This is a genomic window from Streptomyces sp. NPDC048337, from assembly GCF_043201175.1.
Lineage (GTDB): Bacteria > Actinomycetota > Actinomycetes > Streptomycetales > Streptomycetaceae > Streptomyces.
Genome location: NZ_JBICYR010000002.1, coordinates 271,590 through 286,053, shown reverse-complemented (window position 1 = coordinate 286,053; position 14,464 = coordinate 271,590). Strand labels below are relative to the sequence as shown.

10 protein-coding genes are annotated in these 14,464 nt (G+C 73.4%); 6 read left to right on the top strand and 4 right to left on the bottom strand.

Annotated elements, in window-relative coordinates; all coding sequences use genetic code 11:
- The first annotated feature begins 37 nt into the window (after positions 1–37).
- The gene (locus ACGFYU_RS04355; RefSeq protein WP_393825710.1) at positions 38–1,393 is read left to right on the top strand and encodes a cytochrome P450; all 1,356 of its coding nucleotides are present in this window, start codon (positions 38–40) and stop codon (positions 1,391–1,393) included.
- A 43-nt stretch (positions 1,394–1,436) separates the two neighbouring features.
- Positions 1,437–2,513, top strand: a complete 1,077-nt coding sequence (locus tag ACGFYU_RS04350) for an FAD-dependent oxidoreductase (RefSeq protein ID WP_393825709.1) — start codon at positions 1,437–1,439, stop codon at positions 2,511–2,513.
- An 11-nt stretch (positions 2,514–2,524) separates the two neighbouring features.
- On the opposite strand, the gene ACGFYU_RS04345 is transcribed toward ACGFYU_RS04350, so the two are convergent.
- The 3 genes from ACGFYU_RS04345 to ACGFYU_RS04335 form a co-directional block, all read right to left on the bottom strand.
- Complete coding sequence (locus ACGFYU_RS04345; RefSeq protein WP_393825708.1) at positions 2,525–3,484, bottom strand: hypothetical protein; 960 nt, start codon at positions 3,482–3,484, stop codon at positions 2,525–2,527.
- Positions 3,485–3,553: 69 nt separating this feature from the next.
- Entirely contained in the window at positions 3,554–4,408 is an 855-nt protein-coding gene (mltG, locus tag ACGFYU_RS04340; RefSeq protein ID WP_393825707.1) for an endolytic transglycosylase MltG, read from the bottom strand.
- Positions 4,409–4,471: 63 nt separating this feature from the next.
- The gene (locus ACGFYU_RS04335; RefSeq protein WP_393825706.1) at positions 4,472–6,340 is read right to left on the bottom strand and encodes an ABC transporter ATP-binding protein; all 1,869 of its coding nucleotides are present in this window, start codon (positions 6,338–6,340) and stop codon (positions 4,472–4,474) included.
- A gap of 112 nt (positions 6,341–6,452) precedes the next feature.
- On the opposite strand from ACGFYU_RS04335, the gene ACGFYU_RS04330 reads away from it, so the two are divergent.
- The 4 genes from ACGFYU_RS04330 to ACGFYU_RS04315 all read left to right on the top strand — a co-directional run bounded on the left by ACGFYU_RS04330 (position 6,453) and on the right by ACGFYU_RS04315 (position 13,639).
- Entirely contained in the window at positions 6,453–6,905 is a 453-nt protein-coding gene (locus tag ACGFYU_RS04330; RefSeq protein WP_393825705.1) for a MarR family winged helix-turn-helix transcriptional regulator, read from the top strand.
- 48 nt (positions 6,906–6,953) lie between these two features.
- Positions 6,954–9,878: an FAD-binding and (Fe-S)-binding domain-containing protein gene (locus ACGFYU_RS04325; protein ID WP_393825704.1), complete on the top strand. Its 2,925-nt coding sequence runs from the start codon at positions 6,954–6,956 to the stop codon at positions 9,876–9,878.
- Positions 9,879–10,025: 147 nt separating this feature from the next.
- Complete coding sequence (locus ACGFYU_RS04320; RefSeq protein ID WP_393825703.1) at positions 10,026–11,861, top strand: ABC transporter transmembrane domain-containing protein; 1,836 nt, start codon at positions 10,026–10,028, stop codon at positions 11,859–11,861.
- Positions 11,858–13,639, top strand: coding sequence for an ABC transporter ATP-binding protein (locus ACGFYU_RS04315; protein WP_393825702.1), 1,782 nt, complete (start codon positions 11,858–11,860; stop codon positions 13,637–13,639). Before ACGFYU_RS04320 ends, ACGFYU_RS04315 begins: the two co-directional genes overlap by 4 nt.
- Before the next feature lie 23 nt (positions 13,640–13,662).
- On the opposite strand, the gene ACGFYU_RS04310 is transcribed toward ACGFYU_RS04315, so the two are convergent.
- Complete coding sequence (locus ACGFYU_RS04310; protein WP_393825701.1) at positions 13,663–14,454, bottom strand: metal-dependent hydrolase; 792 nt, start codon at positions 14,452–14,454, stop codon at positions 13,663–13,665.
- Between the last annotated feature and the right edge of the window lie 10 nt (positions 14,455–14,464).

Genomic DNA, 14,464 nt, shown 5'->3' with positions numbered 1-14,464 from the left:
CCTGGTGCCCTGAGGGGGTCGCTGTCACCATGCCGGCGTGACCTCGACCCAGTCCCCGGGCGCCCGGGCCGCCGGGCCCCGCCCGTGGCCCCTGCTCGGCAACCTGCCCGCCTTCGCCCGCGATCCGCTGGCCTTCTTCGAGTCCCTGCGCGACGACTACGGGGACTGGGTCCCCTGGGCACTGGGCCCGCAGCGCAATGTGCTGGTCTCCCGGCCCGAGCACGCGGGCGAGCTGCTCGGCGCCGTGGAGGGCACCTTCAAGCCGACGGAACTGGGCTGGGCCTTCCGCCAGTTGCTGGGCGAGGGGGTGGTCGTCGCCACCGGGGACGACTGGCGGCGCAAGCGGGCGCTGGTCCAGCCCGCCGTGCGGCCCCGCCAGGTGCGCTCGTACGCCGCCACGATGGTGGAGTGCGCGGACGCGCTGGCGGGGACCTGGTGCGAGGGCGAGCGCGTCGACGTGCACCGGGAGATGGCCGCTCTTACCCAACGGATCGCGGTCCGCACGCTGTTCGGGAGCGACGCCGCCGGCCGGGAGGGACCCATCAGCGCGGCCATGGCCACGGCGCAGCGGGAGTTGGGCGCCGAGTTCCGGGGGCTGACGCTGTTCCTGCCGCCCTGGGTGCGCACGCCGGGGCGGCGCCGGATGCGGCGGGCCGTGGCGGTCCTCGACCGGGAGATCGCGTACGTCATACGGGAGCACGAGGCGGCATCGAACGCGGGCGCGGAGCGGGACGACCTGCTGAGCCGGCTGCTCGCCGCGCGCGACGAGCACGGCGGACCGCTGTCCCGCAAGGAGCTGCGGGACGAGTCGATCACCCTCTACATCGGCGGCCACGAGACCACTTCGACCACCCTGACCTGGGCCTGGCAGTTGCTCTCGGGGGCGCCCGAGGCGCGGGCCCGGCTGACGGACGAACTGGACCGGGTGCTCGGCGGGCGCCTGCCCACGTACGACGACTACGTGCGGCTGCGGTGGACCCGGCAGGTGGTCAAGGAGGCCCTGCGCATCTACCCGCCGATCTGGCTGATCTCGGCGGTGGCCGGGCAGGGCGCGAGCCTGGGCGGCCGGCCGGTCCCCGAGGGGACCGCCGTGTGGACCAGCCCCTGGTCGATGCACCGCGACCCGCGCTGGTTCCCGGATCCGGAGTCCTTCCGCCCCGAGCGCTGGGACGAGGACGCCCCGCACGCCGTCCCGGAGCACGCCTGGTTCCCCTTCGGGGGCGGGCCCCGGGCCTGCCTGGGGGCCAGGTTCGCGCTGGTGGAGGCCGCGCTCGTACTGGCCGTACTGGCGCAGCGGTTCCACCTGGACAGCGGTACCGAGCGGGCCGGGGTGTTCCCCGGGCTCACCCTCCAGCCGAAGACGCGGGTGCTGGCGACCCTGGCGGCGCCCTGACGGGGGCGGGAAGATCCCGCACACCCCGGAAGTTAGTAGAACCGTGAACGAAATCTTGCGGGACGTGGACGTGGTGGTCATCGGTGCCGGGCAGGCGGGCCTGTCCAGCGCCTACCACCTCGCCCGGACGGGGATCGAGCACGTGGTCCTGGACCACGCGCCCCGCCCGGGCGGGGCCTGGCAGTACCGCTGGCCCTCCCTCACCTACGGCAGGGTCCACGGAATGCACGCCCTGCCCGGCATGGAGCTGACGGGCGCGGACGGCCTGCGACCCTCCTCGGAGGTGATCGGGGAGTACTTCGCCGCCTACGAGGACCGCTTCGACCTGCGCGTACGTCGTCCCGTGGACGTCTCGGCCGTACGGGAGGGGGCCGACGGGCGGCTGCGGGTGGAGTCCTCGGACGGCGTCTGGTCGGCCCGCGCCCTGATCAACGCGACGGGCACCTGGGACCGGCCGTTCTGGCCTCGCTACCCGGGACAGGAGACCTTCCGCGGCCGGCAGCTGCACACCGCGAACTACCCGGGGCCGCGGGAGTTCGCCGGGGCGCGGGTGATCGTCGTGGGCGGCGGCACCTCCGCGGTGCAGCACCTGCTGGAGATCGCCGAGGTGGCGGCGGGGACCACCTGGGTGACGCGGCGGCCCCCGGTCTTCCGCGACGGGGGCTTCGGCGAGGCCGAGGGCCGGGCGGCGGTGGCCCTGGTGGACGAGCGGGTGCGGCGGGGGCTGCCGCCGCAGAGCGTGGTCAGCGTGACGGGACTCCCGCTGAACGAGGCCGTCCGGGCCGGACTGGACTCGGGGGTGCTCGACCGCCGGCCCGTGTTCGAACGCCTCACCCCCACCGGCGCCACCTGGGCGGACGGGAGCGGGGTGGACGCGGACGTCGTCCTGTGGGCCACGGGATTCCGCGCGGCCGTCGACCACCTGGCTCCGCTGCGCCTGCGCGAACCCGGCGGCGGCATCCGGATGGAAGGGACCAGGGCGGTCCGCGACGAGCGGATCCACCTGGTCGGCTACGGCCCGTCGGCATCGACCATCGGAGCCAACCGGGCCGGCGGCGCCGCGGTCCGCGAGATCCGCCGGCTCCTGGCCCGCGAGCGGGCGGGCGCCCCGGCGCTCTGAGGCTTCGGGCTTCACCCCGTCCCGGGCGGCTGGACGGCGAACTCCCGGGCCGGGGTGTCCGCGTCGCGGGCGGCCTTGTCCGCGTAGACGTAGCCCGTCCCGTTCCGCACGTCGACGACGGGTTCCTTCCAGGGCTCGTCGTCCGCCGGGACGAAGACGTGCGCCCGGCGCAGCTCCGCGTCGTAGACGAGCAGCGAGACGATGTCGTACAGGTACTGGCCGATCTCGCCGTGTCCCTGGCTCGGGTGGTCGAAGGGGCCGCCGAGCCGGATGACGAAGTAGCGCCCGTCCTGCCAGTGGCCGCCGTCGTCCAGCCATTCGCCCTGCGCCACCTCGACTCCGTCCACCCACAGGCGCGCCTCGCCCGGACCGCCCCGCAGCAGGAGCGTCGCGTTGTGGCGGTCGTCCGGCGTGAACTCCACCCGGATCTCGTGCGGGGTCCAGCAGTCGATGAACGAGGTGCACGCACCGGGCTCCCAGCCGCGGTGGCGCGGGGTTTCCCCGTCCGGGACCGGGAGGGAGTCCAGCGAGCACACCTCGGGTGTGGCGCAGGCCCGGTCGACGCGGCGGTTGCAGCCGAGCCGGAGCGCCGCGACATCGCGCGGTGCGGCCACGGACAGCAGCTCGCCCAGGCGCTCCGTGTAGCGGTCCGGGCCGACCAGGGCGGTGAGGTCGGCCTCGTCGAACCACCACACCAGCAGGTCGACACCGATCGGCGAACGGGCCAGCCAGTCCCGCCAGACCGGCGCGTCAGCGCCCCATCGTGCGATCAGTCGGTGGCGTGCGGCGAGCTCGGCGCTCGCGGCGGCCCGGCGAGCCTCCTCGGCCGGCGATGGCGTTTCCGGTGCCTGACCGTCCGGCGGCTCACCGTCCGGCGGCTGACCGTCCGGTGGGTGCGCTTGCGGCGATCCCGCGTCCGGTGTGCCGTTCTTCGCCTTCGTCTTCACCTTCGTCTTCCACAACCACTTCACGGTTCGGCCCCCTCGGTCCACGCGCCGGCAGGCCGCCGAGCGTAGAGCCCGATCCGGGCCCGCCGCTCCTCATTTCCGGGCTGTGGGGCCCGCGTTGACCCGGGTGCGGATCCGGTTGAACTCGGCCACGTGCTTCTTGTGCTCCTCGTACGTCGCCGAGAAGCGGGTGTCCCCCGGCTTCACGGTGACGAAGAAGAGCCAGTCGCCGGGCGTCGGCGCGACCGCGGCCGCCATGGCCTCCAGCCCGGGGCTGTCGATCGGCGTGGGCGGCAGCCCTTGGCGTTCGTAGGTGTTGAAGGGGCTGTCGATCCGCGTGTCGCTCAGCTTGGTGTCCACCGTGCTGCGGTTCAGGGCGTAGTTGAGGGTGGAGTCCATCTGGAGCGGCATCGATCGCGCCAGCCGGTTGTGCACCACGCGTGCGACCTTGCCCATGTCGGCCCGGCTCTCGGCCTCCGCCTGGATGATGCTGGCCAGGGTGGCCGTCTGGTACGGGGTCATCCCGTGGGCCTTGCCGCCCTCCGCGACGGCCCGGGTGCCCAGCTTCCGGTGTGCCGTCCGCACCATGTACGAGAGGACCGTGCCCGGGGTGGACTGCGAGGTCACCGGGTACGTCGCCGGGAAGAGGTAGCCCTCCGGATTGCCCTTCGCCTCCGCGGGCAGACCCAGGTCCGCCGCCCCCACGGCGGCCTTCGTCGAGCCGGCCGGGAGCTTCAGCTCGCGGTCGACCGCGGCGTAGACCTGCGGGGCCCGCCAGCCCTCGGGGATCACCAACTGGCGCGGCTCCTCGGGCGCTTCGCCACCACCCCTCAGCAGTGGGATCAGGGCGACGGCCCCGATCGCGATCAGCGTGCCGAGGAAGAGCGCCAGCCGTCCCCGGCGGGTGAGCCGGGATCGGCGCTGTGGCGGCCGGTACTCATGACGCATGCCGGAACGCTAACCCGCGCATCGCCACATTCCCGGCATCCCGCCCGTGCGCCGGTCATACGATCACACATTCACAGGAGTCAGCTCGGCGTCGACGTCCCGGCCGGACTCCGGCGCCTGCGCGGCGTCCCGGTCCCGGCGTACCAGGGCCGCGTACCGGCCGTCCGCCTTCAACAGTTCCTCGTGCGTACCGCGCTCGGCTATCCGGCCCGCGTCCAGGACCACGATCTGATCGGCATCGCGGACGGTGGAGAGGCGGTGCGCGATGGTGATGGTGGTGCGGCCCTGCGACAGGTTGTCGATGGCCCGCTGGACGGCGCGCTCGGTCCGGGTGTCGAGGGCGCTGGTGGCCTCGTCGAGGATCAGCACCGGCGGGTCCCGCAGGATGGTCCGGGCGATGGCGAGGCGCTGCTTCTCACCGCCCGAGAAGCGGTAGCCGCGCTCACCGACCAAGGTGTCGTATCCGTCGGGCAGGGATGCGATGTGGTCGTGGATCTGGGCGGCGCGGGCCGCCTCGGTGATCTCCTCGTCGGTGGCGTCCGGCTTGGCGAAGCGGAGGTTGTCCGCGACCGAGGCGTGGAAGAGGTAGGTCTCCTGGGAGACCACGCCTATCGAGCGGGACAGCGAGTCGAAGTCGAGATCGCGCACGTCCACCCCGTCGAGGGCCACCCTGCCGCCGGTGACGTCGTAGAGCCGGGGCACGAGGTAGCCGAGCGTGCTCTTGCCGGATCCCGTCGGGCCCACCACGGCGAGGGAGCCGCCGGCCGGGACGGTGATGTCGATCCCCGAGAGGGTCGGGCCGTTCTTCGCGTCGTAGGCGAAGTGGACGTCCTCCAGCCGGATTTCCCCCTTGGCCCGGTCCAGGCGCACCGCGTCCTCGCGCTCGGTGATGTCCACCGGCAGATCGAGGTACTCGAAGATGCGGGCGAACAGGGCGAGCGAGGTCTGGATCTGCACACCGGTCGACAGCAGGCTCACGGCGGGCCGGAACAGGCCCTGCTGGAGGGTGACGAAGGCGACCAGGGTGCCGACGGAGAGCGAGGGGGCGCCCGTCTGGAGGGCTATGCCCGCGGCCCAGTAGATGAGCGCGGGCATGGCGGCCATGACGATGCCGATGGTGGACATCCGCCAGCGCCCGGCCATGCTGGAGCGCACCTCGAGGCCGACGAGCTTCTCGGACTCCTCGGAGAAGGCGGCGGTGAGGGACTCGGAGCGGCCCATCGTGCGGCCCAGCAGGATGCCGCTCACCGACAGGGACTCGGTGACGGTCGCGGCCATCGTGGCCATCTGCCGCTGCCGCCGCGCGGTGATCTTCTTGCGCTCGCGGCCGACCCGGCGGCTGATCCACACGAAGACGGGGAGCAGGAGCAGGGAGACGAGGGTCAGCCGCCAGTCGAGCGCGAGCATCGCGACCACCGAGGCGATGACGGCCGTCAGGTTCGAGACGAGCGAGGTGGCGGTGGAGGTGACGGTGGCCTGCATGCCGCCGATGTCGTTGGCTATCCGGGACTGCACCTCGCCGGTGCGCGTCCGGGTGAAGAAGGCCAGCGGCATCCGCTGGAGCTGTGCGTAGACGGCAGTGCGCAGGTCGTGCATCACGCGCTGGCCGACGGTGGTGGAGATGAGGGTCTGGAGCACGCCGAAGACGCTGGTGACGACGGCGGTGAGGATCATGCCGAGCGCGAGCAGGCTGAGCAGCCCGGTACGGCCCTGCGGGATCGCGACGTCGAGGATCTCCTTGAGCAGGAACGGCGAGGCGACGCCGACCAGCGAGGAGGCCGCGACGAGCAGGCCGACGACGGCGAGCCGGCCGCGGTAGGGCCGGAAGAGGCCGACGATGCGGCGGAGCTCGCGCGGTTGTTCCGCGGGGGCGGGGCGGGTCGGGTCGAGGGGATCTTTCGATGGGGTCCACTTCGGTTCGTCGTGCGGCATGGGCACCCTCTCGGGGGTCGGGAGTCCGGGTCCTCGTGGGCCCGGCGCCATTGGAGCATAGGTGATTGTTACCTATACTCACAATGAACGGCATCCTGATATTGTTCCCGGCATGAGCTCCGCCTCCGACACCGATCGCCTCCTCGCCGAGCAGCTCCTCCGCCTGACGCGCAGGCTCCACCGGATCCAGAAGCGCCACATGGAGCCGCTCGGAATCACTCCCGCCCAGAGTCGGCTGCTGCGCCTCGTCTCGCACTACGAGGGCGAGCAGCCTCCCCGGATGGCGGACCTCGCCACCCGCCTGGAGGTGGTCCCGCGGGCGGTGACCACCCTCGTGGACGGCCTTGAGGCGGCCGAGTGCGTGCGCCGCGCGCCCGATCCGGCGAACCGCCGCGTCATACGGATCGAGCTCACCGACACCGGCCGCGCCACGCTGCGCCGTCTGCGCAACGCGCGAACCGACGCGGCAGAGGAGATCCTGGCTCCATTGACCGCCGAACAGCGCGAGGTGCTCGGCGGCCTGCTGAACGCCCTGTCGGACGCCCCGGCGGAGCGCCGCTGCTGAGAAGACGGCCGCGCATGCGCGGGCCGCGAGTGAGGCGAGGGGTCGCACATGCCGCTGCTGGAACCGAAGCCGGGGACCCTGCGCCCCCGCAGCATCAGCGGCCCCGCCCCCGACCGGATGCCCGCACACCGGGCCGCCGGCACCCCGGAGCCGCTGCGCACCGAGCTGGCCGAGCTCCTGGGCCCCGAGAAGGTGCTGTGGAAGGTCTCCGACCTGGTCCGCTACGCCACCGACGCCTCCCCCTACCGCTTCGTACCCCAGGTCGTGGTGATCGCCGAGGACATCGACGACGTCTCGGCGGTCCTCTCGTACGCCCACGGGCGCCAGCGCGAGGTCGTCTTCCGCGCCGCCGGGACCTCGCTGAACGGGCAGGCCCAGGGCGAGGACATCCTCGTCGACGTACGCCGCCACTGGGCCGGCGTCGAGGTGCTGGAGGGGGGTCGGCGCGCCCGGATCCGGCCCGGCACCACGGTGCTGCGGGCCAACGCCGCCCTCGCCCGGCACGGCCGCGTCCTCGGCCCCGATCCGGCCAGCGCCATCGCCTGCACCCTCGGCGGAGTCGTCGCCAACAACGCGTCCGGCATGACCGCGGGCACCACGAGGAACTCGTACCGCACGCTCTCCTCCCTGACCTTCGTCCTGCCCGGCGGGACCGTGGTGGACACGGCGGACCCGCTGGCCGACGAGGAACTGGCGCGTGCCGAACCGGCCCTGTGCCACGGGCTGATGGAGATCAAGAAGGAGATCGAGGCCGACCCCGGGCTCGTCCGGCGGATCCGCGCCAAGTACGAGATCAAGAACACCACCGGCTACCGGCTCGACGCATACCTGGACGGCAACACCCCCGTGGAGATCCTGCGCGGGCTGATGGTCGGCTCGGAGGGCACCCTCGGCTTCATCTCCGAGGTCGTCTTCGACACCCTCCCGCTGGACCGCTCGCTCTGCTCCGCCCTGCTGTTCTTCCCCTCGCTGCCCGCCGCGGCCGCGGCCGTGCCGCTCTTCAACGAAGCGGGCGCCATCGCCGTCGAGCTGATGGACGGCAACACCCTGCGCGCCTCGGTCAGCGTCGCCGGCGTCCCCGCGGACTGGGCGGACCTGCCCAAGGGCACCACCGCCCTGCTGGTGGAGTTCCGTGCTCCGGACGAGGCCGGCCGCGACGCGTACGAGCGCCGCGCCGCCGAGGTACTCGCCGGGCTCGACCTGGTGGCCCCAGTGCCCTCGATCACCAATGCCTTCACCCGCGACGCGCACACCATCAGCGGCTACTGGAAGGCCCGCAAGGCCTTCGTCACCGCCGTCGGCGGCGCCCGCGCCTCCGGCACCACGCTGATCACCGAGGACTTCGCCGTTCCGCCGTCCCGGCTGGCCGAAGCCTGCGAGGCCCTCCTCGAACTCCAGGCGCGGCACGGCTTCGACGCGGCCGTCGCCGGTCACGCGGCCCACGGCAACCTGCACTTCCTGCTCGCCTTCGACGCCGCCAAGCCCGCCGACGTCGAGCGGTACGCGGCCTTCATGGAGGCCTTCTGCCGGCTCACCGTGGAGCGGTTCGACGGCTCGCTGAAGGCCGAGCACTCCACCGGCCGCAACATCGCCCCCTTCCTGGAGCTGGAGTGGGGCCCCAAGGCCACCGAGCTGATGTGGCGCACCAAGCGGACCGTGGACCCGGACGGGGTGCTCGCCCCGCGGATCCTCCTCGACCGCGATCCGCAGGCCCATCTGCGCGGTCTGAAGACGATCCCGCGGGTGGAGGCGGTGGCCGACCCCTGCATCGAGTGCGGATTCTGCGAACCGACCTGCCCCAGCGAGGACCTGACGACCACTCCGCGCCAGCGGATCGTGCTGCGCCGCGAGATGATGCGCCAGCCGCCCGGCTCCCCCGTGCTGGACGGGCTGCTCGACGCCTGCGGCTACGACGCCGTCGACACCTGCGCGGGCGACTCCACCTGCAAGCTCGCCTGCCCGGTGGGCATCGACACGGGCGCGCTGATGAAGGACTTCCGCCACCGCCGGCACAGCCCGCGCGAGGAGCGGGCCGCCGCACTGGCCGCGCGCCGGTTCCGGACCGTCGAGGCAGCCGCCCGACTGGCCGTGGCCGCCGCCGACCGGGTCGGGGACGGGCTCCTCGCGGCCGTGACGGGGGCCGCGCGGAAAGCCGTACGACCGGACCTGGTTCCGGAGTGGCTGCCGCAGATCCCCGGCGCCGCGGCTCGAAAACTGCCCGAGACCCGGCGGGTGGGGGCCGCCGCCGTGTACTACCCGGCCTGCGTCAACCGGATCTTCGGCGGCCCCGAGGGCCGGCCCGGGCCCTCCCTCCCGGAGGCCGTGGTGGCCGTGTCCGAGCGGGCCGGGAAGCCCGTGTGGATCCCCCGGGACGTGGCCGGCACCTGCTGCGCGACGATCTGGCACTCCAAGGGCTACGTCGCCGGGAACCGGGTGATGGCCAACCGGATCGTGGAAGCCGCCTGGGGCTGGACCGCGGGCGGCCGGCTGCCGCTGGTGGTCGACGCCTCCTCCTGCACCCTGGGCATCGCGGACGAGGTGGTCCCGTACCTGACGGACGACAACCGGGCTCTGCACGCGCAGTTGCGGATCGTCGACTCCGTCGTGTGGGCGGCCGAGGAACTGCTGCCGCATCTGGAGATCCGCCGCACCGTGGGCTCGGCGGTGCTCCACCCCACCTGCTCGATGCGGCACTTGGACGACGAGGCGCAGCTGCGGACGGTCGCCGAGGCGTGCGCCGACGAGGTGGTGGTCCCGGACGACGCGGGCTGCTGTGCCTTCGCGGGCGACCGGGGCATGCTGCACCCGGAGCTGACGGCCTCGGCGACGGCGCGCGAGGCGGCGGAGGTGACGGCCCGGCCCTTCGACGCCCACCTGTCGGCGAACCGGATGTGCGAGGTGGGCATGGACCGGGCCACCGGACGCGCCTATTACTCGGTTCTGCTCGAACTGGAGCACGCCACACGCCCCTGACCGACGTTCCTGACCTGGCGCTACGTCGGCCGGCGAGCCCGTAAACCTCCCCGCGAGGGGGCTTTGGCGGTGGAAAATCGATTGCCCGGAGCCCGCCCGGAAGGCGAACCTTGCACGGTTTGAACCACTCGACCGTCATGGGGCGTCATGCAGATCAGCGATCTTCCGTATCCGGATCCCGGGGTGCCCGACGCCCGTTCCGGTCCCCGGTTCCTGGTCTGGCTCGGCCGGGGCCAGCTCGGCGGACAGTTCAAGAGCCTGGGCTGGGGGCTGCTGCACTTCTCCGGCATCGCCGGACTTCCGTACGCCGTCGGGCTGGGCGTGGACGCGGTCGTCGACCGGGACGCCGGACGGCTGCTGCTCGTCGGCGGGTTGCTCGTCCTGCTCGGCGTCGCCATCTCGCTCGGCGACGCCATGCTGCACCGGACGGCCGTCACCAACTGGATCACCGCCGCGGCGCGCGTGCAGCAGCTGCTGGCGCGCAAGACCGCCGAACTGGGCTCCGCCCTGACCCGGCGGGTCGCGGCGGGCGAGGTGGTCGCCGTGTCCACGGGCGACGTCGAGAAGATCGGCTGGTTCGTCGAGGCGGTCTCCCGCTTCCTCGCGGCCGCCTTCGCGGTCGTCCTCGTCTGCGTCGGCCTGCTGTTCTACGCGCCCGCGCTGGGCGTGGTCGTGGCGGTCGGCGTGCCGCTGGTCGCCCTGGCCGCGCTGCCGCTGCTGCCCCGCGCCACCCAACGGGCCGACTTCCAGCGGGAGAAGGCGGGCAAGGCCACCGAGCTGGCCTCCGACACCGTCGCGGGCCTGCGGGTGCTGCGCGGCATCGGCGGCGAGGAGCTCTTCCTCGGCCGCTACCGCGAGGCCTCGCAGGAGGTCCGCAAGGCGGCCGTGCGCAGCGCCCGGATGTGGGCGCTGATCTCCGCGATCCAGGTGCTCCTGCCGGGAGCGCTGCTGATCACGGTGGTCTGGTACGGCGCCACGCTCGTCGTGGACGACCGGATCGCGGTGGGTGAACTCGTCGCCGCCTTCAGCGCGGTGGCCACGCTGCTCTACCCGCTGCGGCACTTCGAGGAGATCGCCATGGCGTACTCCTTCTCCCGGCCCTCCGCCCAGCGGGCCGCCCGGGTGCTGTCGCTGACCCGTACGGACGCCGCCGAACACCCCGCCGCCGAGGCTCCGCGGGCCCCGGCTCCGGGCGGGGACCTGTACGACCCGCAGACCGGACTGCTGGCCCCCGCGGGCCGGTTCACGGCCGTCGTGTGCGGGGACCCGGACCTGGCGGGCCGGCTCGCGGAACGTCTCGGCGGCCATCCCATGGACGGGGAGGAAGGCGCGGTCGGCGGGCCCTCGGTGCTCCTCGGCGGGGTCGCGCTCGACGAGCTCGCGCTGGACACCGCGCGCACGCTGGTCCTCGTACAGGACAAGGATCCGGTGCTGCTGTCCGGAACCCTGCGCGAGCTGTTCGACGTACCGGCCTCGGGGGCGGTGGAGGCCGCCGCGGCGCTGGAGGCGGCCCAGTGCGCGGACGTGCTGGACGCGCTGCTGCAGTCGGCCCCGGACGGGGTCGAGGATCCGATGGACGCGCGGATCACGGAGCGCGGCCGGTCGCTGTCCGGCGGGCAGCGCCAGCGGCTGGCGCTGGCGCGGTCCCTGGTCACCGACCCGGAGGTGCTGGTGCTGGACGAGCCGACCTCGGCGGTCGACTCGCACACCGAGGCACGGATCGCGGAGGGGGTCGCGGCGCTGCGCGCCGGGCGGACCACCGTGGTCCTGGCCTCCTCACCGCTGCTGCTGGACCGCGCGGACCGGGTCGTCCTCATCGACGGGGGGAAGGTGGCGGCGATCGGTACGCACCGCGAGCTGCTGCACGGCGAACCGCTCTACCGGGCGGTCGTCACCCGCGAGACCGAGGAGGAGCAGCGTCTCGCCGCGGTCGAGATGGACCGGTTGGAAGAAGCACTCACAGAGATCGAGGAATCCGCATGATCGGCGTGGCGCCGCCGGAATACGATCCGGCGGCCCCCGAGTCGGCCGCGACCCTGCCCGTGGGCACGTCGGCGACCGTACGGGGCTATGTGCGCGGCCTGTTCCGCCGGCACCGGCGGGCCTTCGTCGTGCTGGTGACGGTCAACGCGGTCGCGGTGATCGCCTCCATGGTCGGCCCCTACCTGCTGGGCCGGGTCGTGGACGACCTGACGGCGGGGGCGCGCGAGCTCCACCTCGGGCGTGTGGCGCTGCTGTTCACGCTGGCGCTCGCGGTCCAGACGTTCTTCGTCCGGCTGGTCCGGCTGCGCGGGGCGATGCTCGGCGAGCGGATGCTGGCCGAGCTGCGCGAGGACTTCCTCGTACGGTCGGTCGGGCTGCCGCCGGGCGTGCTGGAGCGGGCCGGGACCGGTGACCTGCTGTCGCGGATCACCACCGACATCGACCGGCTGGCCAACGCGATGCGCGAGGCCGTGCCGCAGCTGGCCATCGGCGTGGTGTGGGCGGGACTGCTCTTCGGGGCGCTCGCGGTGACGGCTCCGCCGCTGGCGCTGGCCGCGCTGGTGGCGCTGCCGGTGCTGGTGATCGGCTGCCGCTGGTACTTCCGGCGGGCTCCGTCGGCGTACCGCTCGGAGGCGGCCGGCTACGCGGCGGTCGCGGCCGCGCTCACCGAGACGGTGGACGCCGGCCGCACCATCGAGGCGCACCGCCTGGGTCGGGACCGGATCGCTCTGTCGGAGCGGCGGATCAAGCAGTGGACGGCGTGGGAGCGGTACACGCTGTTCCTGCGGACGGTCCTCTTCCCCGTCGTCAACGTCACGTACGTGACGATCCTCGGCTCGGTGCTGATGATCGGCGGCTTCTGCGTGATGCGGGACTGGATGTCGGTGGGGCAGCTGACCACGGGCGCGCTGCTGGCCCAGATGATGGTCGATCCGATCGGCCTGATCCTGCGCTGGTACGACGAGCTGCAGATCGCCCAGGTCTCCCTGGCCCGTCTGGTGGGCGTACGGGAGATCGAGCCGGACGCGGGGGACGCGAAGGTCGGGCCCGAGGGCCGTGAGGTCCGCGCGGACGAGGTGCGCTTCGGCTACCGGGAGGGCGTGGACGTCCTGCACCAGGTGTCGATGTCCGTGCCGCCGGGCACCCGGATGGCGCTCGTCGGCCCCTCGGGCGCGGGCAAGTCCACGCTGGGGCGGCTGCTCGCGGGCATCTACGCGCCGCGGACCGGCGAGATCACCCTCGGCGGGGCACGGCTGTCGCAGATGCCGGCGGAGCGGGTGCGCGAGCACGTGGCGCTGGTCAACCAGGAGCACCACGTGTTCGTGGGTTCGCTGCGGGACAACCTGCGCCTGGCCAGGACGGGCGCCGGGGACGCGGAGCTGTGGGAGGCGCTGGGCGCCGTGGACGCGGACGGCTGGGCGCGTGCCCTGGCATCCGGCCTGGACACCGAGGTCGGTTCCGGCGGTACGGCGCTGACCCCGGCGCAGGCCCAGCAGATCGCGCTGGCCCGGCTGGTGCTGGCCGACCCGCACACGCTGGTGCTGGACGAGGCGACCTCGCTGCTGGACCCGCGCGCGGCCCGGCACCTGGAGCGCTCCCTGGCCCGGGTGCTGGACGGCCGTACGGTCATCGCCATCGCCCACCGGCTGCACACGGCGCACGACGCGGACGTGATCGCGGTGGTCGAGGGCGGCCGGATCAGCGAACTCGGCTCGCACGACGAGCTGGTCGCCGCGGACGGCGCCTACGCGGCCCTGTGGCGGTCCTGGCACGGCTGACCGGACGGGGGCGGGCCCTCGGGCTAGATGAAGCCGAGGGCCGACGCCCCGCCGAAGCCGCCCAGCAGGACGAACACCGGCATGAGGACCTTGAGCTCCACCCAGCTGCCGGCCCGGAAGCGCATCATCTTCGGCGGGCCGATCGGGTACCAGCGCTTGCCGGCGATCGGGAGGGGCCACAGGACCGGGCAGCCGGAGACGGTCAGCGCGTCCCCGATGTCGTGGACGAGCGCGCCGAGCAGGATCGGCAGGCCCAGCCACAGGTACTCCTGCCCGGGCCCGGTGAACAGCCAGCCCGCGCCGTTGCCCGGCTGGTCCAGGACGCCGGCCAGGATCCACGCGCTGGTCGCGCCGAGCAGCCAGACCAGGACGTCGCTGGACATCCGGGCGGCCCGCCACAGCAGGCCCTCGACGGCGAGCACCAGGTGGACGAAGAGGATCGCGAGCACGCCCCAGCGGTCGGCGAGCGCGGCGAGCGCGGAGGCGCCGGCGCCGATCAGGACCGCCCAGAGCCAGGTGTGCGTCAGGGTGCGGTGGCCCCCGGAGCGGCGGGCGTCCTTCGGCGAGCGGGTCGCCTTGTAGACCGCGTAGGAGATCTTGTCGACCACCTCGCACAGGCCGCGGGAGAGCGGTCCGAAGGCGCGCGAGATCGTCGCCGACTTGTGGTCGAGGTCGGGGGCCAGGGCGGCTCCCGCGCAGATCAGCGCGCCGACGACGAGGACAGGCCATGGCATGGAATGTCCGGCGGCCGCGGTCGCCGCGCCCACCCCCAGCCAGGCCGCTGCCCCTGACAGTGAGTGCGCCGGACCCATCATGGTCGTGTTC

Bases quoted from the DNA above. Each gene is read 5' to 3' on its own strand.
- mltG (WP_393825707.1), bottom strand. From the start codon at position 4,408: ATGCGTCATGAGTACCGGCCGCCACAGCGCCGATCCCGGCTCACCCGC.
- ACGFYU_RS04335 (WP_393825706.1), bottom strand. From the start codon at position 6,340: ATGCCGCACGACGAACCGAAGTGGACCCCATCGAAAGATCCCCTCGAC.
- ACGFYU_RS04330 (WP_393825705.1), top strand. From the start codon at position 6,453: ATGAGCTCCGCCTCCGACACCGATCGCCTCCTCGCCGAGCAGCTCCTC.
- ACGFYU_RS04325 (WP_393825704.1), top strand. From the start codon at position 6,954: ATGCCGCTGCTGGAACCGAAGCCGGGGACCCTGCGCCCCCGCAGCATC.
- ACGFYU_RS04320 (WP_393825703.1), top strand. From the start codon at position 10,026: ATGCAGATCAGCGATCTTCCGTATCCGGATCCCGGGGTGCCCGACGCC.
- ACGFYU_RS04315 (WP_393825702.1), top strand. From the start codon at position 11,858: ATGATCGGCGTGGCGCCGCCGGAATACGATCCGGCGGCCCCCGAGTCG.
- ACGFYU_RS04310 (WP_393825701.1), bottom strand. From the start codon at position 14,454: ATGATGGGTCCGGCGCACTCACTGTCAGGGGCAGCGGCCTGGCTGGGG.